This is a genomic window from Nocardioides marmoraquaticus (assembly GCF_054777915.1).
Genome location: NZ_BAAHAA010000022.1, coordinates 16778 through 36452, shown reverse-complemented (window position 1 = coordinate 36452; position 19675 = coordinate 16778). Strand labels below are relative to the sequence as shown.

The 19675-nt window shown below is 73.5% G+C and carries 17 protein-coding genes and 1 tRNA gene; 12 read left to right on the top strand and 6 right to left on the bottom strand.

Annotation, left to right across the window (positions count from 1 at the left end; translation table 11 throughout):
- The first annotated feature begins 8 nt into the window (after positions 1–8).
- From rsmA to ACYU8I_RS15115, 4 genes are all read left to right on the top strand, one after another.
- A complete protein-coding gene (rsmA, locus tag ACYU8I_RS15130; protein ID WP_460842335.1) occupies positions 9–890 on the top strand; it encodes a 16S rRNA (adenine(1518)-N(6)/adenine(1519)-N(6))-dimethyltransferase RsmA in 882 nt (293 codons plus the stop codon).
- Complete coding sequence (locus ACYU8I_RS15125) at positions 887–1783, top strand: 4-(cytidine 5'-diphospho)-2-C-methyl-D-erythritol kinase (protein WP_460842334.1); 897 nt, start codon at positions 887–889, stop codon at positions 1781–1783. Before rsmA ends, ACYU8I_RS15125 begins: the two co-directional genes overlap by 4 nt.
- Positions 1783–3588, top strand: coding sequence for an ABC-F family ATP-binding cassette domain-containing protein (locus ACYU8I_RS15120; protein WP_460842332.1), 1806 nt, complete (start codon positions 1783–1785; stop codon positions 3586–3588). Before ACYU8I_RS15125 ends, ACYU8I_RS15120 begins: the two co-directional genes overlap by 1 nt.
- A gap of 372 nt (positions 3589–3960) precedes the next feature.
- Positions 3961–4305, top strand: coding sequence for a TraR/DksA family transcriptional regulator (locus tag ACYU8I_RS15115; protein WP_460842330.1), 345 nt, complete (start codon positions 3961–3963; stop codon positions 4303–4305).
- Positions 4306–4309: 4 nt separating this feature from the next.
- Here ACYU8I_RS15115 and ACYU8I_RS15110 read toward each other — a convergent pair whose 3' ends face one another.
- A complete protein-coding gene (locus tag ACYU8I_RS15110) occupies positions 4310–4807 on the bottom strand; it encodes a MarR family winged helix-turn-helix transcriptional regulator (protein ID WP_460842329.1) in 498 nt (165 codons plus the stop codon).
- A gap of 51 nt (positions 4808–4858) precedes the next feature.
- Here ACYU8I_RS15110 and ACYU8I_RS15105 point away from each other — a divergent pair, with 51 nt between their 5' ends.
- Positions 4859–5632, top strand: a complete 774-nt coding sequence (locus tag ACYU8I_RS15105) for a trans-aconitate 2-methyltransferase (RefSeq protein WP_460842328.1) — start codon at positions 4859–4861, stop codon at positions 5630–5632.
- A 33-nt stretch (positions 5633–5665) separates the two neighbouring features.
- Here ACYU8I_RS15105 and ACYU8I_RS15100 read toward each other — a convergent pair whose 3' ends face one another.
- Positions 5666–6859 (bottom strand): glycerophosphodiester phosphodiesterase, encoded by a 1194-nt coding sequence (locus ACYU8I_RS15100; RefSeq protein WP_460842326.1) that lies wholly within the window; start codon positions 6857–6859, stop codon positions 5666–5668.
- Positions 6860–7109: 250 nt separating this feature from the next.
- Here ACYU8I_RS15100 and ACYU8I_RS15095 point away from each other — a divergent pair.
- Positions 7110–7188: transfer RNA gene (locus ACYU8I_RS15095), tRNA-Gln, on the top strand.
- A gap of 98 nt (positions 7189–7286) precedes the next feature.
- Here ACYU8I_RS15095 and katG read toward each other — a convergent pair.
- The 4 genes from katG to ACYU8I_RS15075 all read right to left on the bottom strand — a co-directional run bounded on the left by katG (position 7287) and on the right by ACYU8I_RS15075 (position 13598).
- On the bottom strand, positions 7287–9545 hold the full coding sequence (gene katG / locus ACYU8I_RS15090; RefSeq protein WP_460842325.1) for a catalase/peroxidase HPI: 2259 nt from the start codon (positions 9543–9545) through the stop codon (positions 7287–7289).
- Between the two features lie 89 nt (positions 9546–9634).
- The gene (gene nagA, locus ACYU8I_RS15085) at positions 9635–10768 is read right to left on the bottom strand and encodes an N-acetylglucosamine-6-phosphate deacetylase (protein WP_460842323.1); all 1134 of its coding nucleotides are present in this window, start codon (positions 10766–10768) and stop codon (positions 9635–9637) included.
- Positions 10765–11550, bottom strand: a complete 786-nt coding sequence (nagB, locus tag ACYU8I_RS15080; protein ID WP_460842321.1) for a glucosamine-6-phosphate deaminase — start codon at positions 11548–11550, stop codon at positions 10765–10767. The genes nagA and nagB overlap by 4 nt, the downstream gene beginning before the upstream one ends.
- A gap of 2 nt (positions 11551–11552) precedes the next feature.
- Positions 11553–13598: a PTS transporter subunit EIIC gene (locus ACYU8I_RS15075; protein WP_460842319.1), complete on the bottom strand. Its 2046-nt coding sequence runs from the start codon at positions 13596–13598 to the stop codon at positions 11553–11555.
- Positions 13599–13708: 110 nt separating this feature from the next.
- On the opposite strand from ACYU8I_RS15075, the gene ACYU8I_RS15070 reads away from it, so the two are divergent.
- The 6 genes from ACYU8I_RS15070 to ACYU8I_RS15045 all read left to right on the top strand — a co-directional run bounded on the left by ACYU8I_RS15070 (position 13709) and on the right by ACYU8I_RS15045 (position 19674).
- Positions 13709–14443: a GntR family transcriptional regulator gene (locus ACYU8I_RS15070; RefSeq protein WP_460842317.1), complete on the top strand. Its 735-nt coding sequence runs from the start codon at positions 13709–13711 to the stop codon at positions 14441–14443.
- A gap of 39 nt (positions 14444–14482) precedes the next feature.
- Positions 14483–15919: a bifunctional UDP-N-acetylglucosamine diphosphorylase/glucosamine-1-phosphate N-acetyltransferase GlmU gene (gene glmU, locus ACYU8I_RS15065; protein WP_460842314.1), complete on the top strand. Its 1437-nt coding sequence runs from the start codon at positions 14483–14485 to the stop codon at positions 15917–15919.
- Positions 15920–16030: 111 nt separating this feature from the next.
- Positions 16031–17002, top strand: a complete 972-nt coding sequence (locus ACYU8I_RS15060) for a ribose-phosphate diphosphokinase (protein ID WP_460842400.1) — start codon at positions 16031–16033, stop codon at positions 17000–17002.
- A gap of 543 nt (positions 17003–17545) precedes the next feature.
- Positions 17546–18244 (top strand): 50S ribosomal protein L25/general stress protein Ctc, encoded by a 699-nt coding sequence (locus ACYU8I_RS15055; RefSeq protein WP_460842312.1) that lies wholly within the window; start codon positions 17546–17548, stop codon positions 18242–18244.
- Positions 18245–18832: an aminoacyl-tRNA hydrolase gene (gene pth, locus ACYU8I_RS15050; RefSeq protein WP_460842310.1), complete on the top strand. Its 588-nt coding sequence runs from the start codon at positions 18245–18247 to the stop codon at positions 18830–18832.
- A gap of 44 nt (positions 18833–18876) precedes the next feature.
- Positions 18877–19674, top strand: a complete 798-nt coding sequence (locus ACYU8I_RS15045) for a 3'(2'),5'-bisphosphate nucleotidase CysQ (protein ID WP_460842307.1) — start codon at positions 18877–18879, stop codon at positions 19672–19674.
- Position 19675 lies beyond the last annotated feature (1 nt).

Genomic DNA, 19675 nt, shown 5'->3' with positions numbered 1-19675 from the left:
TTGCGCGCGTGACCTCCTCCGACGCCGCACCGACGCAGCCCCCGGGCTTGCTCGGTGCGGCGTCGGTGCGTCGGCTGGCAGCCGAGCTCGACCTGCGGCCGACCAAGCAGCGCGGCCAGAACTTCGTCATCGACGCCAACACCGTGCGGCGTATCGTGCGTGAGGCCGAGGTCGGTGCCGACGACGTCGTGGTGGAGGTCGGCCCCGGCCTCGGCTCCCTCACGCTGGCCCTGCTCGCGGTGTGCCGGCGGGTGGTGGCGGTCGAGGTCGACCCCGTGCTCGCGGGCCGGCTGCCGGCGACGATCGCCGAGCTCGCGCCCGGCCAGGCCGACCGGTTCGAGGTCGTGCTCGCCGACGCGCTGCGCGTCAGCGAGCTGCCCGGCCCGCCGCCCACCGCGCTGGTCGCCAACCTGCCCTACAACGTCTCGGTGCCGGTGCTGCTGCACCTGATGGGGCTGCTGCCGACCCTGGAGCGTGGCCTGGTCATGGTGCAGCTCGAGGTGGCCGACCGGCTGGCCGCCAAGCCCGGCGCCAAGATCTACGGCGTGCCGTCGGTCAAGGCCGCATGGTTCGGCGAGCTGCGTCGGGTCGGCACCGTCGGGCGCACCGTCTTCTGGCCGGCGCCCAACGTCGACTCCGGCCTCGTCGGCTGGACCCGCCGCGAGCCGCCTGAGACATCGGTGCCACGCGAGCGGGTCTTCGCCGTGGTCGACGCCGCCTTCGCCCAGCGCCGCAAGGTGCTGCGTCAGGCGCTTCGTCCGCTCGTCGGCAGCGCCGAGCGGGCCGAGTCGGCCGTGGCCGCGGCGGGCCTGCCGCCCACCGCGCGTGGCGAGGAGCTCGACCTGACCGCCTTCGTGCGCCTGGCCGAGGCGCTGGAGGAGGTCGCGTGAGCCTCACCGTCCGCGCGCCCGCCAAGGTCAACCTCCGCCTCGACGTCGGCCCGCCCCGTGCCGACGGCTTCCACCCGCTCTCGACCGTCTACCAGGCCGTCGGGCTCTACGACGATGTCACGGCGACCGAGGCCGAGAGCTGGTCGGTCACCGTCGAGGCGGCCGGCGAGGTCGACGTGCGCGAGGTGCCCCTCGACGCCGGCAACCTCGCCGTTCGGGCCGGCCAGGCGCTGGTCGCCCACCACGGGCTCGACCGCGCCGCGCGGCTGCACGTGCACAAGGGCATCCCCGTGGCCGGGGGGCTGGCCGGTGGCAGCGCCGACGCGGCCGCCACGCTGGTCGCCGTCGACCGGCTGTGGGACCTCGGCACCCCCGACGACGACCTGCTCGCGGTCGCGGCCGGGCTGGGCAGCGACGTGCCCTTCGCCCTGGTCGGCGGCACGGCCTGGGGCACCGGTCGCGGCGAGCTGGTCGAGCCCGTCGCCGACGCCGGTGCCTGGTGGTGGGTGGTGCTGCCCGACGTCCAGGGGCTCTCCACGCCGCAGGTGTACGCCGCCCACGACGACCTCGGGCTCGGTCGCGAGCTCGACCGGCCCGACGCCCTGCTGGCCGCCCTGTCGACCGGCGACCCCGACGCCCTCGCCGCGGCGCTGGGCAACGACCTGCAGGCGCCTGCGCTGCACCTGCGGCCCGCGCTGACGGCGACCCGTGACGCCGTGCTCGGCGCCGGTGCGGTGGCCGCGCTGCTCTCCGGCTCCGGTCCCACCTGGCTGGGCCTGTGCCGCGACGCGGCCCACGCCCGCGCGGTCGCCGAGCCGCTGCGCGCCGAGGGGCGCACCGTCCTGCTCGCCCCCGGCCCCGTCGCCGGCTCCCACCCGGTGGTGCACGCCTGATGGCCGTACAGAGGGCCAACCTGGTCAACCTCGAGCGCGTCTCGAAGTCGTTCGGCGTGCGGATCCTGCTCGACGAGGTCAGCCTCGGCGTCGGCGAGGGCGACCACATCGGGGTCGTCGGCCGCAACGGCGACGGCAAGACGACGCTGCTCGACCTCATCGCGGGGCGCACGCAGCCCGACTCCGGCCGGGTCTCGCGCACCGGCGGCACCACTGTCGGCTACCTCGCCCAGCGCGACGACCTCGACGAGGCCAGCACCGTGCGCGAGGCCGTGCTCGGCGGGCGCGCCGACCACGAGTGGGCGGGCGACGCCACCTCGCGCGAGGTGGTCGCCGAGCTGCTCGCCGACGTCTCGCTCGACCGCACCGTCGACGGGCTGTCCGGAGGTGAGCGGCGTCGCTGCTCGCTCGCCCGGCTGCTGCTCGGCCACGACGACCTGCTGCTCCTCGACGAGCCGACCAACCACCTCGACGTCGAGGCGGTCGATTGGCTGGCGCGCTTCCTGCGCTCGCGCGCGCAGCAGCGGCGTACCTCCGCGATGGTGGTGGTCACCCACGACCGCTGGTTCCTCGACGCGGTGTGCGAGCAGACCTGGGAGGTGCACCCGGCGAGCAACGGCGCGGGGGTCGTCGACGCCTACGACGGCGGGTACGCCGCGTTCGTGCTGGCCCGCGCCGAGCGGCAGCGCCAGGCCCAGGCCTCCGAGGCGCGCCGGCAGAACCTCGTGCGCAAGGAGCTGGCGTGGCTGCGCCGAGGCGCCCCGGCCCGCACCTCGAAGCCGAAGTTCCGCATCGACGCGGCCAACGAGCTCATCGAGGACGTGCCGCCGCCGCGCGACCGCCTCGAGCTGCAGCGCTTCGCCGCGTCGCGGCTCGGCAAGGACGTCGTCGACCTCGAGGACGTCGACGTCGCGCGTGGAGGGCGGTCGCTGTTGTCGCAGGCCACCTGGCGCCTCGGCCCCGGCGACCGGGTCGCCCTGATCGGCGTCAACGGCGCCGGCAAGAGCACCGTGCTGCGGCTGCTCGCCGGCGAGCTCGAGCCCGACGTCGGCCGGGTGCGCACCGGGCGCACCGTGTCGCTGGCCCACCTGAGCCAGCAGGTGCCCGACCTGCCCGTCGACGCGCGGGTCCTCGACACCGTCGAGGGAGTGCGCCGCATCACCCGCACCGCGGAGGGCAAGGAGCTCTCCGCCACCGCGCTGCTCGAGCGGTTCGGCTTCACCGGCGACCGGCTGACGGCGCGGGTCGGTGACCTGTCGGGCGGCGAGCGGCGGCGCTTCCAGCTGCTGCGCCTGCTGCTCGACGAGCCCAACGTGCTGCTCCTCGACGAGCCCACCAACGACCTCGACATCGAGACGCTCACCGTGCTCGAGGACTTCCTCGACTCCTGGCCCGGCACCCTCGTCGTGGTCTCCCACGACCGCTACTTCCTCGAGCGCACCACCGACGCGACCTGGGCGCTGCTCGGCGACGGACAGGTCTCGCAGCTGCCCGGCGGGGTCGAGGAGTACCTGGAGCGCCGCCGCTCCTGGGGGTCCGCCGCCTCGACCTCCTCGGCGGTCGTCCCTGTCGAGACCACCGCGGCTGACCCCGCCGCCCAGCGGGCCGCCCGCAAGACGCTCGAGCGGGTCGAGCGCCAGCTGGCCCGGCTCACCGAGCAGGAGACCGCCCTGCACGCCACCATGGCGGCCGCGGCGTCCGACGTGCCCCGCCTAACGCAGCTCTCCACCGAGCTCGACGACCTCACCGCCCGCCGGGAGGAGCTCGAGCTCGAGTGGCTCGAGGCCGCCGAGGTCGCCGGCTGATCGGTGGCCGCCGGCCGCGTGGTCTCGCAGCTCGACGTCGAGAAAGTCACTGGTTAACCAGTGACTTTGCCGCTGAGCCACGATTGCTTGCCGCGCTCAGCGTCAGACTTCTTGGCGCAGTGGAGCCGGTGGCTCTCGAGGCGTCGACGGGCCAGTGATCAGAGACGCCCTGCACGCAATCTGGGGTGGGCAGCCGGCGGACTTCCTGGGCCAGTGGGACGGTCTGGTCGAAGTCACTGGTCAACCAGTGACTTTGCCGCTGAGCCACGATTGCTTGCCGCGCTCAGCGTCAGACTTCGTGGCTCAGTCGCCGGCAGGGCGCTGCCGTGTCGGTGGGACGTGCTGTGATCGGGTGCGACGAGAGGAGCCACCGTGAGCGAGGGGCCGTACGCCGCACTGCTCGCCGAGGAGCGGCTGCACGCATCGCGGGCCGTGGCGTCGCTGGGCGCTGACCTCGAGGGGATCGTGGCGGGAGCCGACCTGACGGCGACCGACGACGAGCACGACCCCGAGGGGCACACCATCGCCTTCGAGCGGTCCCAGACCTCGGCCCTGCTCGCGGGTGCGCGGCAGCGGCTGGCCGAGGTCGACGCGGCGCTGGCGCGGCTGGGCGACGGCACCTACGGCCGCTGCGAGCGGTGCGGCGAGCCGATCCCGGAGGCGCGACTGCTGGCTCGCCCGTCGGCGCGCACCTGCGTGCCGTGCGCGGCGAGGTGAGGGTTCAGCCCAACGACTGCATCAGTCCGCGCAGCAGGGTGGCGAGCCGGTCGCGCTCCGTCGCCGGGAGGTCGCCGAGCAGCGAGCGCTCCTCCTCCACGAGCGAGTCGAAGGCCGCGTCGACGCGCTCGCGTCCGGCGTCGGTGAGCCGCACCAGGATGCCGCGGCGGTCGTGCGGGTCGGGCGAGCGCTCGACCAGCCCGCGCTCGACGAGCCGGTCGACGCGGTTGGTCATCGTGCCGCTGGTGACGAGCGTCTGGTGCAGCAGCGCGCCGGGGGAGAGCTGGTACGGCGCCCCGGCCCGCCGCAGTGCGGCGAGCACGTCGAACTCCCACGGCTCGACGTCGTGCGCGGCGAAAGCCTGGCGTCGCACTCCGTCGAGCTGCCGGGCCAGGCGGGTGAGCCGGCTGAAGACCTCGACGGGCGCCAGGTCGAGGTCGGCGCGCTCGCGGCGCCAGGCCGCGACGATCTCGTCGACCTCGTCTCCTGGCGCCCGCTCCACACCGGAACTGTAGCGACCAAAGATTCTCGACGTCGAGATAACCTCAGCGGCATGGCCGTCACCTGGGACCCCGACCGCTACCTGCAGTTCGGCGACCACCGGTCGCGACCGTTCCTCGACCTGCTCGCCCGGGTGGGTGCCGTCGAGCCGGCAACGGTCGTCGACCTCGGCTGCGGCCCCGGGACCCTCACCCGGCTGCTGGCCGAGCGGTGGCCGGCGGCGCAGGTGCTCGGCGTCGACTCGAGCCCCGAGATGGTCGCCCGGGCGGAGCCGACGTCGCGACTCGCCTTCGAGGTCGGCGACCTGCGCGACTGGGAGCCCGACGCCCCGGTCGACGTGCTCCTGACGAACGCCACGCTCCAGTGGGTGCCCGACCACCTCGACCTGCTGCCACGGCTGCTCGACCGCGTCGCTCCCGGGGGCTGGTTCGCGATGCAGGTCCCGGGCAACTTCGCGGCGCCCAGCCACGCCCTGCTGCACCAGCTCGCGGCCGAGGCGCCGTACGACGCCCACGTGCGGGAGGTGGAGCGGCCCTCGAGCCACGACCCGGCGACCTACCTCCGTACGCTGCGCGACCTCGGCTGCGAGGTGGACGCGTGGGAGACGACCTACCTGCACGTGCTCCCGGCCGCCGACGACCCCGACCCGGTCTTCGGCTGGGTCAGCGGCACGGGTGCGCGGCCGGTGCTGCAGGCGCTCCCCGACGACCTGCGGCCGGGGTTCGAGGCGACGTACCGTGCCCGGCTCCGGGCGGCGTACCCGGAGCGCGACGGTGTCGTGGTGCTGCCGTTCCGGCGGGTGTTCGCGGTCGCGCGGCGCCCCTGAGCCCGTGGCCGGGGCGCCGCGCGAGGCGTGCGGTCAGGCCGCGGGGCGGACCCCCGAGCGCACCCACGCGTCGCGGGCGCGGACGCCGATGTCGGGGTTGTCGGTGAAGTAGCCGTCGACACCCGCGTCGAGGAAGGCCCGGGCCTCGGCGACCATGTCGCCGACGGCGTTCGGGTCGGCGCCCTGGCGGAAGTCGGTCGCCATGAACTGGTTCTCCCGGCGCAGCGTGAAGACGTGCACGAGCAGCCCGACCCGGTGGGCGTCGCGCACCACGGGGGTGGGGGCCAGCAGCGAGCCGTCCGCGGCCTGCGGCAGCACCAGGGTCTTGTTGGGGCCGATGCCGTCGGCGTAGCGGGCGATCTTGCGCAGCTCGGCCGGCTTGGTCAGGTCGGCATAGGTGCGGTCGTCGCCCCGCGCGACCAGGTCGTACGGCGCCCCCGTGGAGTCCATGAGCTGGACGATCGGCAGCTTCGTGCGACGGTCGAGGTACTTCAGGTTCGTCGTCTCGAAGCTCTGCAGGAAGACCTTGGCGCGCGGCTTGTCGAGCCCCGCCTCGCGCAGGTCGCGCAGCAGCCGGTTCTCGAGCGGAAGCCCGATCGACTGGAAGTACGTCGGGTGCTTGGTCTCGGGGTAGACACCGATGTCGTCCTTGACGCCGGGTCGCCGGGCGTTGGTGCGGTTGACGACGGCGAGCACCTCGACGAAGGTCGGGACGTCGTAGCGACCGTCGTACGCCGTGTTCTGCGGCCTCACCTGCGGCAGCCGCTCCTTCGCGCGCAGCGTCCTGAGCTCAGCGAGCGTGAAGTCCTCGGTGAACCACCCGGTCACGGGCTTGCCGTCGATGGTCTTGGTCTGCTTGCGCGCCGCGAACTCCGGCCGCGCGCTGACGTCGGTGGTGCCACCGATCTCGTTCTCGTGACGCGCGACCAGCACGCCGTCCTTGGTCGGCACCAGGTCGGGCTCGATGTAGTCGGCGCCCTGCCGGATCGCGAGGCGGTACGCCGCCAGGGTGTGCTCGGGGCGGTACCCGGACGCTCCCCGGTGCCCGATCACCAGCGGCTCGGCCTGGGGCTTCGGCCCCGGACGGGCGCTCTGGGCCTGGGCGTCGGACGGCGCCGGCTGCGTCGGTACGGCGGTCGCGGTCACCGGCAGCGCGAGCGCGAGGCCGCCGCCGACGAGCAGGGTGAGGGCGCGGGGGAGCGCGCGGGTCTTCCCGAGTGATGTCATGCCGCTCACCCCACCCCGTCCCGGTGACAGCAGGCAACCCCCAGGTGTCGTGGAGGTGACGGTCCGCGCGCTGCTGGCCCGAGGTCGGCGCGTGCTCGCGGGGTCTCGAGGCTCGGGCCTGGCGGCCCTCGCACCTCGACCAGCGATGGAAGGCCGGGCTGGTCGAGGTGCCCCGAGCCCCGTGCACCCGAGGTCGGAGCGCAGGTCACCGCGGCCCCGCCGGCTGCGGGCGTTACCGTTCGCAGAGCAATCCCCGGTTGGTCTGCCGGCAGGGCCCGCCTGACTTTGAATCAGGACAAGCGACGTAGGTTCGACTCCTACCCGGGGAGCCCGAGACGTACGACGCCCCGGCCCCCGCGGGGCGGGAACCGGGGCGTCCTTCGAGACGGTTGCTGCGCAACCTCCTCAGGAACCGGGGCGTCGAGCCTCAGCCCTGCCGGACGTCGTAGCGGTCGAGCATCATCACCTTGTCCCAGACGGCCACGAAGTCGCGCACGAAGCGCGCCTCGCCGTCGGAGGCGGCGTACACCTCGGAGATGGCGCGCAGCTGCGAGTTGACCCCGAAGAGCAGGTCGTTGCGGGAGGCGTCGTACTTCTTCTCGCCGGTCGCGCGGTCGTCGACGGTGAAGGCGTAGCCGTCGTCGTCGACCTTGGACCAGGCGTAGTCCATCGAGGTGACCACGTCGAAGAAGTCGGTGGTCAGCTCGCCGACACGGTCGGTGAAGATGCCGGTGGCGGAGCCGTCGTGGTTGCACCCCAGCGCCCGGAGGCCGCCGGTCAGCGCGACCCACTCGGGCGCCGTGAGGCCGAGCAGCCCGGCCTTGTCGAGGAACATCTCCTCGGGCGCCACCTTCGAGACCGACGAGAACTCCGGCAGCACGTAGTTGCGGAAGCCGTCGACCACGGGGGCGAGCCACTCGATCTGCTCGGGGTCGGTCTGCTCGTCGGTGGCGTCGGTGCGGCCGGGGGTGAAGGGCACCGCCACGTCGTGGCCGGCGGCCTTGGCCGCCTGCTCGACCGCGACGCACCCGCCGAGCACGATGAGGTCGGCGAGGCTGACGTTCGCCGCGCTCTCGGACCTGACCTGGGCGAGCCGGTCGAGCACCTCGCCGCAGCGGGCGTTGACCTTCCAGTCCTTCTGGGGCGCGAGCGCGATCCGGGCGCCGTTGGCGCCGCCGCGCTTGTCGCTGTCGCGGTAGGTCACCGCGGAGGAGAAGGCGGTGTAGGCGAGGTCGGAGACCGACAGGCCGGTGTCGAGGATGGCCTGCTTGAGCGTCGCGACCTCGGCGTCACCGACGACGGGGCCCTCGTGGACGGGCACGGGGTCCTGCCACAGGAAGTCCTTCTCGGCGACCTCGGGGCCGAGGTAGCGCGACTTCGGACCCATGTCGCGGTGGGTCAGCTTGTACCAGGCCTCGGAGAAGGCCTTGGTGAAGTAGTCGAAGTCGGCGAGGAACCGCTCGCAGATCTCGCGGTAGACCGGGTCGACCTTGAGCGCGATGTCGGAGGTCATCATCATCAGCTCGTGGGTCTCGCCCTCGAGGTGCGCGTCGGGGGTGCGGGGCGCGTCGGGGTCCTTGGGCTTCCACTGGGTGGCCCCGGTGTCGGGGTTCTCGATCTTCTCCCAGTCGTACCTGAACAGGTTGGTCAGGTAGTCGTTGTCCCAGACCGTCGGGTTCGGCGTCCAGGAGCCCTCGATGCCGTTGGTCATGGTGTGCTCGGCGTTGCCCGAGCCCTGCGGGTTGCTCCAGCCGAGGCCCTGCTGCTCCATCGGGGCGATCTCGGGCGGGGGGCCGATCCGGTCGGTCGACACCTTGCCGTGGCTCTTGCCGAAGGCGTGGCCGCCGGCGATCAGCGCGACCGTCTCCTCGTCGTTCATGGCCATGCGGCCGAAGGTGATGCGGATGTCGACGGCCGACTCGGCGGGGTCGCCGTTCTCGTTCGGCCCCTCGGGGTTGACGTAGATCAGCGACTGGTGCGACGCGGCCAGCGGCTGCTCGAGCTCGTAGTCGGCGTCGCCGGGCTCGCCGGTCCAGCGCTGGTCGCGGAAGACCATGTCGTCCTGCGCGGAGGGGTGGGAGTTGTCGATCCACTCCGGGCCCCAGTACGTCGCGTCGTCGGCCTCCCACGCGTCGCGGCGGCCGCCGCCGAACCCGGTGGTGGGGAAGCCCATGATCTCGAGCGCGCAGTTGCCGGTGAGGACCATCAGGTCGGCCCAGGACAGCGCGTTGCCGTACTTCTTCTTGATCGGCCACAGCAGCCGGCGCGACTTGTCGGTGTTGCCGTTGTCCCACCACGAGCTGACCGGCGCGAAGCGCTGCATGCCGCGGCTCGCCCCGCCGCGGCCGTCGGCGATGCGGTAGGTGCCGGCGGAGTGCCACGCCATCCGGATCATCTGCGGGCCGTAGTTGCCGTAGTCGCTGGGCCACCAGTCGACCGAGGTGGTGAGGAAGGTCTTGATCTCGCCCTTGAGCGCGTCGAGGTCGATCGCGCCGAACGCCGCCTCGTAGTCCTGGTCGGACAGCGGGTTGGCCGCTGCGCCGTCGGTGTGCAGCTGCTCGACGCGGAGCCGGTCGGGATACCAGTCGGAGAGCGTCGGCTTGGAGGTGAACGCGCCGCCCACGCGGTTGCCGCCGAAGGGGCACTGTCCTTCGAGCACCTCGCTGTACTCGGTGTACTCCGCCATGACGATTCGGGTCCTTCCGGTGGGGAATGGGGGCTGGTCCGCAGTCGGCGCCGTCGGCGCCGTCTGGCTAGTTCCCCGTGCGACCCGGATCACCCCGCCGTCTCGACGAACCGTCCTCCCGCCATCACCCGCGCCACCGCAAGGTCCCGGTCGAGCACCACGAGGTCGGCCGCCGCGCCCGGCTCGAGCCGGCCCGCGGCGAGGCCGACGGCCTCCGCCGGCGTCGTCGTGGCGGCCCGTACGGCGTCGGCCAGGGGCAGGCCCGCCACCTGCGTCGAGAAGCGGACGGCGTCGGCGAGCACGAGGGTGGAGCCCGCGATCGCCCCGCTGTCGCTGAGGCGCGCCACCCCCTGGCGCACCTCGACGTCGAGCGCCCCGAGCCGGTAGTCGCCGTCGGGTGCGCCCGCCGCCGCCATGGCGTCGCTGACCAGCGCGAAGCGGCCCGCCGCGGAGCGCGCAGCCAGGGCGAGCACCTGGGGGTGCAGGTGCACGCCGTCGGCGACGAGCTCGACCACGACCCCGTCGTCGCCGAGCAGCGCCCCGACCGGGCCGGGGTCGCGGTGGTGCAGCCCGGGCATGGTGTTGAACAGGTGCGTGCCGACGCTCGCGCCGGCGTCGATCGCGGCACGGGTCTCCTCGTAGGAGGCGTCGGTGTGGCCGACCGCGACGGTCACGCCTGCGGCGACGAGGCGGCGTACGGCGTCGAGCGCGCCGGGCAGCTCCGGGGCCAGGGTGACCATGCGGATGGTGCCGCGCCCGGCCTCGAGCAGCGCGTCGACCTCGGCCGGGTCGGGCGCGCGCAGCTGCGCGACCTCGTGGGCGCCCGCGCGCCGGGGGCTGAGCCACGGTCCCTCGAGGTGGGTGCCGCCGACGGCCCGCGCGTCGGTCAGCGAGGCGAGCTCGCGGACCGAGCGCAGCAGGTCGTCGGGCGCGGCGGTGACCAGGCTGGCGAGCACCGTGGTGGTGCCGGCCGCGCGGTGGGTCGCGACGGCGGCCTCGACCTCTTCCGGCGGGCCGGTGAAAGAGGCCCCGCCGCCGCCGTGGACGTGCACGTCGACGAGGCCGGGGGCGACGGTCGCCGCGCCGAGGTCGAGGTCGGCGGGCCTCGGTGGGGTGCCCTCGCCGAGGGCGGCCACCTGCCCGCCGGAGACCTCGACCCAGCCGGGGGAGAGGTCACCGGTGCCCGTCAGCACCCGGTCGGCGCTCAGCAGCAGCGCGCTCACAGGCCCTGCCACGCCGGCTTCGCGCGGTAGGTGTCGCGGTAGTAGCCCGCCAGCTGCAGCCGGCTCGCCGCCGCCTCGTCGAGCAGCACCGTGACGTGCGGGTGGTGCTGCAGCACGGTGGCCGGCCACATCGCGCTGACCGGGCCCTCGACCAGCTGGTGCACCGCCTCGGCCTTGCCCCGCCCGCTCGCGAGCAGCACCACGTGGCGCGCGGCCATGATCGTGCCCAGGCCCTGGGTCAGGCAGTGCGTCGGCACCGCGTCGAGGTCGTCGTCGAAGAAGCGCGCGTTGTCGAGCCGGGTCTGACGCGTCAGCGTCTTGATGCGCGTGCGCGAGGCCAGCGACGACCCCGGCTCGTTGAATCCGACGTGGCCGTCGGTGCCGATGCCGAGCACCTGCAGGTCGATCCCGCCGGCGTCCGCGATCGCCTGCTCGTACGCCGCGCACGCCGCCGGCACGTCGTCGGCCAGGCCGTCGGGCCCCGCGACGGCGCCCTCGGGGAGGTCGACGCGGGAGACGAGCTCGGTGTCGATGACGTTGCGGTAGCGCTGCGGGTGCTCGGGGGGCAGGCCGACGTACTCGTCGAGGGTGTAGCCGCGCGCCCGGGCGAACGACACCTCGCCCGCGTCGCAGCGCCGGGCCAGCTCGTCGTACAGCGGGAGCGGGGAGGAGCCGGTGGCCAGGCCCAGCACCGCGTCCGGCGTACGACGCAGCAGCTCGCCCACCGCGTCGGCGGCCAGGGCCCCGGCCGCCTCGGGGCTGTCGCAGACCACGACCTCCACGGCTACCGCCCCGCCCCGGCGCCGACGGCCAGCAGCTGGCCGAGCGCCTCGACGTCGCCGCCCTGGGCGGTCACCTCGACGGTCGCCTTCTTGTCCATCACGACCACGGGCACGACAGGGTCGAGCCCGGCGGCCACCACGTCGGGCACGTCGTAGCGGATCACGGCCTGCCCGGCGACGACGGCGTCGCCCTCGGAGACGAGCACCTCGAAGCCGGCACCGCCCCGGCGGACCGTGTCGAGACCGAGGTGGACGAGCACACCGGCGCCGTCCTCGGTCACGACCACGAAGGCGTGGGGCTTCAGCGCCCGCACCGTGCCGCTGACCGGCGCCTTGGCGTAGACGACCTCCTGCGGCGGGGTGACGGCGGCCCCCTGCCCGACCACGCCGCCGGCGAAGGTCGGGTCGGCGACGTCCTCGAGCGCGACGAGCCGGCCCGGGACGGGGGAGAGGACCTGCAGTCCGGCCGTCGTGGTGGTGGCGGTGGTCGGGGCCGGCTCGGCAGGTGCCTCGGGCACCTCGCCGCCGTCGAGCCAGGTCTGCATGTCGGAGCGCAGGGCGTCGGCGCGCGGGCCGAAGACGGCCTGCACGTTGTTGCCGACCTCCATCACGCCAGCCGCGCCGAGCGCCCGCAGCCGGGCCTTGTCGACGCCCGCCTTGTCGGCGACCTCGACGCGCAGCCGGGTGATGCACGCGTCGACGGCGACGAGGTTGTCGCGCCCGCCGAAGGCGGCGACCAGGTCGGCGGCCTGCTGACGGCGGTCGGCGCTCGGAGCGGCCGCGCCGTCGTCGGCCGTCGCCAGCTCGTCGTCGGGCTCCCGGCCCGGGGTGCGCATGTTCCACCGCACGATCGCGAAGCGGAACAGCACGTAGTAGAGGACGAAGAAGATCGCGCCCATGGCGATGAGCAGCGGGATGTTCTTGGCCGCCGGCGCCGTGCCGTAGAGCAGCAGGTCGATGAGCCCGGCCGAGAACGAGAAGCCGAGGTGGATGTCGAGCAGGTAGGCGATGGCCATCGACAGGCCGGTGAGCAGCGCGTGGACGACGTACAGCGGGAAGGCCACGAACATGAAGGCGAACTCGAGCGGCTCGGTGATGCCGGTGACGAACGCCGTCAGGGCGGCCGCGGAGAGGATGCCGACCGCGACCTTCTTCTGCGACGCCTTGGCCACGTGCATCATCGCCAGCGCCGCGCCGGGCAGGCCGAACATCAGGATCGGGTAGAAGCCCGCGGTCAGGTGGCCCGCCGTCGGGTCGCCGGCGGCGAAGCGGGTCAGCTCGCCGGAGACCACGCCGTTCGGGCCGTCGTAGTCGCCGTAGATGAACCAGATGTAGGTGTTGAGGATGTGGTGCAGCCCGAGCGGGATCAGCATCCGGTTGGAGAAGCCGTAGAGGAACGCCCCCAGCGCGCCCGAGCCGCCGATGAACGCGCCGACCGAGGTCAGCCCGGCCTGGAACAGCGGGTAGATCCAGCTCAGCGCGAAGCCGAGCACCAGCGTCGTCAGCGAGACCACGATCGGCACGAACCGGCGGCCGCCGAAGAAGCCGAGGTACGCCGGCAGCTCGATGGTGTGGTAGCGGTCGAAGAGGTACGCCGTCACCAGGCCGACGGCGATGCCGCCGAAGACGCTGTAGTTGATCATCAGCTGCTCCCCGGCCGCGTCGGTCTCGCCCGCGAGCACGATGGGCGACATCGCCTCGAAGACCGCGGCGATGACGAGGTAGCCCGCGACCGCCGACAGTGCGGTCGACCCGTCGGACCTCCGGCTCATCCCGATGGCGACGCCGACGGCGAAGAGCAGCGGGAGGTTGTCGAAGACGGCCCCGCCCGCCGCGCTCATGGCGTCGAAGAACGCGCCGATGCCGGGGGTGTCGATCCCGCCGAGCAGGTCGTCCTGGCCCAGGCGGAGCAGGATGCCGGCGGCGGGCAGCAGCGCGATCGGCAGCATCAGGCTCTTGCCGAAGCGCTGCAGGCCCGCGAAGCCGGGAAGCCGACGGCGCGGGCGAGCCGGGGCCGCGGACCCGCGGTCGGTGGTGGCGGTGGTCATGTGGTCTTCTCCCCAGGATCGGGCCGGGACGTGGTTCTCGACAACTGGTACAGTACCTGTCTGTACCGCTACTCTGTCAATGGTCCTATCGCGACGACCTGGGAGCCCACGTGGAGGTGTCGACACCGCTGGTCGAGGGCGGAGCCGTGCCCAAGCACGCCCAGCTGCGCGAGTGGCTGCTCGGCCAAGCAGCAGCGCTCGACGCGGGCGACCCGGTGCCGTCGGAGCGCACGCTGATGCAGCGCTTCGACGTCAGCCGCGGCACCGTGCGCAAGGCGGTCGACGGGCTGATCGACGACGGCGTGCTCTCGCGCAGCCCCGGCCGCGGCACGTACGTCGCCGCCCCGGCGGCCCAGCCCCGGCTCGTCACCGACGTGCACCTCGCGTCGTTCACCCGCGACATGGCGGCCCGCGGCCTGCGGCCGGAGTCCGAGCTGCTGGGCCTGGCCAAGGTGAGCGCCCCGGCGGCCGCGCGCGGCCACCTCGGCGTGGGCGCCTGCTGGCACCTGGTGCGGCTGCGGCGGGCCGACGGCGAGCCGATGGCCTACGAGGAGAGCCACCTGCGAGCCGACCTGCTGCCCGACCTCGACACCACCTTCGCCGCCGGCGGCTCGGTCTACGACCTGCTGGCCCAGCACTACGACGTGCCGGTCGACGCCGCCGAGCAGGTCGTCTGGGCGGAGGGGGCCGACGAGCGCGTCGCCGGGCTGCTCGGCGTGGCCCCCGGCGCGCCCCTGATGGTCTTCGAGCGCCGCTCCACCAGCCGCGGTCGCCCGGTCGAGGTCGCGACCAGCTGGTACCGCGCCGACCGCTACTCCCTGCAGATGCACCTCGCGGCGGTCTGACCTGCCGCGACCTCGGGCCACGACCTAGAGTCCCCTCCCGTGACCTCCGACCTGACTGTCATCGTCCTCGCCGCCGGTGGGGGCACCCGGATGAAGAGCAGCACCGCGAAGGTGCTGCACCGCGTCGGCGGACGCAGCATGGTCGGCCACGTGCTGGCCGCCGTGCGCCGCCTGGAGCCGCGTCGCGTGGTCGTGGTCGTGGGGCACCAGCGCGAGCAGGTCGGCCCCCACGTGCAGGAGCTGCTGCCCGACGCGACCGTCGTGGTGCAGGAGGTGCAGGACGGCACCGGGCACGCCGTCCGGGTCGCCGTCGACGCCCTGCCCGAGGGCGAGCGCGACGGCACCGTGCTGGTGGCGTACGCCGACACCCCGCTGCTGCGGGCCGAGAGCCTGCAGGCCCTGCTCGACGACCACGCCGGCGCCTCGCGGGCGGTCAGCATCCTGTCGGGCGTCGTGTCCGACCCGTCCGGCTATGGGCGCGTGGTGCGCGACCCCTCGGGCGTCGTGACCGGCATCGTCGAGCACAAGGACGCCAGCGAGGAGGAGCGCAGGGTCGCCGAGATCAACAGCGGGATCCTGGCCCTCGACGCGGCCTTCCTGGGCGGGGCGCTGCCGCGGCTGCGCAACGACAACGCCGCGGGGGAGTACTACCTCACCGACACCGTGGCGATCGCCCGTGCCGACGGCCTCCCCGTGGGGGCGCACGTGCTCGACGACGTGCAGCAGACCGAGGGTGCCAACGACCGGGTCCAGCTCGCCGCGCTCGGCCGCGAGCTGAACCGTCGGGTCGTCGAGGGCTGGATGCGCGAGGGCGTCTCGGTGATGGACCCCGCGACGACCTGGGTCGACGCCGACGTCGTGCTGCACCGAGACGTGACGCTGCTGCCCGGGACGCAGCTGCTCGGCGCCACGGTGGTCGGCGAGGAGGCCGTGGTCGGGCCCGACACCACGCTCGAGGACGTCGAGGTCGGCGCCCGGGCCCGCGTCGTGCGCACCCACGCCCAGCTCGCGGTCGTGGGCGAGGCCGCCCAGGTCGGCCCGTTCGCCTACCTGCGGCCGGGCACCGAGCTGGCCGCGGGGGCCAAGGCGGGCACCTTCGTGGAGGTCAAGAACTCGCAACTGGGCCCCGGCGCCAAGGTCCCGCACCTGTCGTACGTCGGCGACGCCGACGTCGGCGAGGGGGCCAACCTCGGCGCGGGCACCGTGGTCGCCAACTACGACGGGGTCGCCAAGCACCGGACCCGTATCGGCCGGTTCGCCCGCGGCGCCTCGAACACCACCTTCGTCGCCCCGGTGACGCTCGGCGACGGCGCGTCGACGGGCGCGGGCGCCGTCGTCCGCGAGGACGTGCCCGCCGGCGCGCTGGCGGTCAGCGCCGGCCCGCAGCGCACCCTGCTCGGGTGGGTGCTCCGCAGGCGGGGCGGCACCGCGCAGGCCGTGGCCGCTGAGGAGGCCGGGGCCCCGGCGGGGGAGTGAACGGCGCATGAGCACCGGGCGTCGCACCCGGCTCGCGCCGGTCGTGGGTCGTGGGACAGAATCGAGCGGTCTGGAGGCCCCCAGCCCCGAGGAGCGCCGCACGTGAGCGGAATGAAGCGCACCACCGAGAAGAACCTCATGGTCTTCACGGGCCGCGCCCACCCCCACCTCGCCGAGGAGGTGGCCGCCGGCCTCGGCACCGGGCTCGTCCCGACCTCGGCCTACGAGTTCGCCAACTCGGAGATCTACGTGCGCTACGAGGAGTCGGTGCGCGGCTCCGACGCCTTCGTGATCCAGAGCCACACGGCTCCGGTCAACGAGTGGATCATGGAGCACCTGATCATGGTCGACGCGCTCAAGCGGGCCTCGGCCAAGCGCATCACCGTGGTGCTGCCGTTCTACGGCTACGCCCGCCAGGACAAGAAGCACCGCGGCCGCGAACCGATCTCGGCGCGCCTCATGGCCGACCTGTTCAAGACCGCCGGCGCCGACCGCCTCATCGCCGTCGACCTGCACGCCGACCAGATCCAGGGCTTCTTCGACGGCCCCGTCGACCACCTGATGGCGCTGCCGATCCTGTGCGACTACGTCCAGGAGAAGTACGGCGACCAGCGCCTCGCCGTGGTCTCGCCCGACGCCGGCCGCATCAAGGTCGCCGAGCGCTGGTCGGCGCGCCTGGGCGGCGTACCGCTGGCGTTCATCCACAAGACCCGCCGCGAGGACCGCCCCAACGAGACCGTCGCCAACCGCGTGGTCGGCAAGGTCGAGGGCCGCATCTGCATCCTCACCGACGACATGATCGACACCGGCGGCACCATCGTGAAGGCCGCGGAGGCGCTCGTCGAGGACGGCGCCGCGGGTGTCGTCATCGCCGCGACCCACGCGATCCTCTCCGACCCCGCGGTCGACCGGCTGAAGAACTCCGCCGCCGTCGAGGTCGTCGTCACCAACACCCTCCCGATCCCGGCCGAGCGCCACTTCGACAAGCTCACCGTCCTCTCGATCGCCCCCCTGATCTCCCGGGCGATCAAGGAGGTCTTCGAGGACGGCTCCGTCACCTCGATGTTCGACGGCCACGCCTGACCCGCCCACGCCGGTCGAGCGCTTCGCTGGTCGAGCCTTCGCTGGTCGAGCCTGTCGAGACCACTGGCCTCCACGCTGGTCGAGCCTGTCGAGACCACCGGCCGCGCCCTTCGTGACGCCCGCTCGTCCCTCGCGGGCTCCTCAGGGAGCGGCATCTGCCCCCGCTCCCGGAGGTGCGAGCGGAGCGGGTGCATGTCGCCCCCCAAAGGTGCGAGCGAGCGAGCGCTTGCCGCTCCCTGAGGCGCGAGCGGAGCGAGCGCTTGCCGCTCCCTGAGGCGCGAGTCCAGCGAGTGCATGCCGCTCCCTGAGGTGCGAGCGGAGCGAGCCACGAAGGGCGGCCCCGATTTCACCTCGCCGCCGCACGTTCGTTAACCTTGCGCAGTTGCCTCGGCGAGGGAGCACCGGTGAGACCCCGGCTCCGTGATCGACGTGGTCCGGTCCCATGCACCGTGCCGCGTCGGCGCGCGGTGCATGTGTCGTCTCCGGGCCCCGACCACGAGGCACCCAGACCCCCCTGACGCACGTCCCGAGGAGAGCAAAGACATGGCTGGCAACGACCGCATCCAGGCAGAGGCCCGCACCGAGTTCGGCAAGGGCGCCGCCCGCCGCATCCGCCGCGCCGACAAGGTCCCCGCCGTCATCTACGGCTCCGACAACCAGCCCGTGCACATCACGCTGCCGGGCCACGACGCCATGATGGCGCTGAAGAAGGGTGGCGCCAACGCGCTGCTCGACGTGCAGCTCGAGGGCAAGAGCTACCTCGCGCTGACCAAGCAGGTGCAGAGCGACCCGATCAAGGGCTTCCTCGAGCACATCGACTTCGTCCAGGTGAAGAAGGGCGAGAAGGTCACCGTCGACATCCCCGTCCACGTCGAGGGCGAGGCCAAGAGCGAGGCGCTGGTCGTCACCGAGCTCAACACCGTGAGCGTCGAGGCCGAGGCCACGAACATCCCCGAGCAGGTCACCGTCTCCGTCGAGGACGCCGAGCCCGGCTTCCAGGTCTTCGCCAAGGACCTCGACCTGCCCAGCGGCTCGACCGTGCTCACCGACGACGAGCAGCTCGTCGTCAACGTCATCCACGCGCCGACCGCCGAGGAGGTCGAGGCCGAGCTGGAGGAGGCCGAGGCCGAGGCCGGCATCGAGCGCGACGAGTCCGAGGACGAGGCCGCCGAGGGCGACGTCGCTACCGAGGGCGAGGGCGACTCCGAGGCCGCCGAGGGCGAGTCCTCCGACGAGTCCTGAGTGGCTGACGTCTGGCTGGTCGTCGGCCTCGGCAACCCGGGGCCGACGTACGCCGCGACGCGTCACAACATCGGCTACCTGGTGGCCGACGAGCTCGTGACGCGGGTCGGCGGGTCGTGGAAGCGCCACAAGTCCGGGCGCGCCGAGGTGGTGGAAGGCCGCCTCGGTGCGCCCGGCACCGACGCACCGCGCGTCGTGCTGGCGCGTCCGTCGTGCTACATGAACGAGACGGGCGGGCCGGTCAAGGCGCTCGCCTCCTTCTACGACGTCGACGTCGAGCACGTCGTCGCGATCCACGACGAGCTCGACATCGGCTTCGACACCCTGCGCGCCAAGAAGGGTGGCGGCGACAACGGCCACAACGGCCTGAAGTCGATGCGCTCCTCCTTCGGCAGCGGTGACTTCCACCGGGTGCGCGTCGGCATCGGCCGGCCCCCGGGGCGCCAGGACCCCGCAGACTTCGTGCTGTCCACGTGGTCGAAGCCCGAGCGCGCCACGCTGCCCTTCCTCGTCGACACCGCCGCCGACGCGGTCGAGTCGCTGGTGCGCGACGGCCTCGAGGCCACCCAGCAGCGCTTCAACTCCTGACGCGGGGGCGTCGCGCTGTCAGAGCGGCTCACTAGGCTGGCGCCGTGATCGCGCTGGAGACGCTGCCCGACCCCACCGACGACCACGCCCTCGCGGCGTGGTTGGCCACGCAGGCCGGTGAGGTGCTGCTGCGGGTCCGGGGCCAGGGCCTCGAGGGTCGTGAGCTCAAGGACGCCGGCGACCTCGCCGCCCACGAGCTCTTGATGCGGCTGCTGGCCGAGCACCGGCCCGACGACGCCGTGCTGTCGGAGGAGGAGCACCGCGGCACGGTCTCGCGCCACGACCGCCTCACCTCCGACCGGGTCTGGATCATCGACCCGCTCGACGGCACCCGTGAGTTCTCGGAGCCGCCGCGCGACGACTGGGCGGTCCACGTCGCGCTGTGGCAGCGCTCGGCCGCCGGGGAGGGTGAGCTGGTCGCCGGGGCGGTCGCCCAGCCTGGGCTCGGCACCACCTTCCACACCGGGCAGCCGCCCGTCGTGCCGCCGTCCTCGGCCGGCCATCCCCGCATCATCGCCAGCCGCAGCCGCCCGCCCGCGTTCGTGAAGGCGCTCGTCGACCACCTCGGCGGTGAGCTGGTGCCGATGGGCTCCGCCGGTGCCAAGGTGATGGCGGTGACCCGTGACGTGGCCGACGCCTACGTCCACGCGGGCGGTCAGTACGAGTGGGACTCCGCGGCGCCGGTCGCCGTCGCGCGCGCTGCCGGGCTCTTCACGAGCCGGGTCGACGGCAGCCCGCTGCGCTACAACCAGGACGACGTGCTTCTGCCCGACCTGGTGGTGTGCCGCCCCGAGCTCGCCGAGCCGATCCTCGCCTTCGTCGCCGAGCACGGCACCGACTAGG

Excerpts from the sequence above, each read along its gene's own strand:
- ACYU8I_RS15075 (WP_460842319.1), bottom strand. The coding sequence starts at position 13,598 with ATGACCACCGCCACCACCGACCGCGGGTCCGCGGCCCCGGCTCGCCCG.
- ACYU8I_RS15100 (WP_460842326.1), bottom strand. The coding sequence starts at position 6,859 with ATGACATCACTCGGGAAGACCCGCGCGCTCCCCCGCGCCCTCACCCTG.
- ACYU8I_RS15060 (WP_460842400.1), top strand. The coding sequence starts at position 16,031 with ATGAAGCGCACCACCGAGAAGAACCTCATGGTCTTCACGGGCCGCGCC.
- ACYU8I_RS15105 (WP_460842328.1), top strand. The coding sequence starts at position 4,859 with ATGGCCGTCACCTGGGACCCCGACCGCTACCTGCAGTTCGGCGACCAC.
- katG (WP_460842325.1), bottom strand. The coding sequence starts at position 9,545 with ATGGCGGAGTACACCGAGTACAGCGAGGTGCTCGAAGGACAGTGCCCC.
- ACYU8I_RS15055 (WP_460842312.1), top strand. The coding sequence starts at position 17,546 with ATGGCTGGCAACGACCGCATCCAGGCAGAGGCCCGCACCGAGTTCGGC.
- ACYU8I_RS15120 (WP_460842332.1), top strand. The coding sequence starts at position 1,783 with ATGGCCGTACAGAGGGCCAACCTGGTCAACCTCGAGCGCGTCTCGAAG.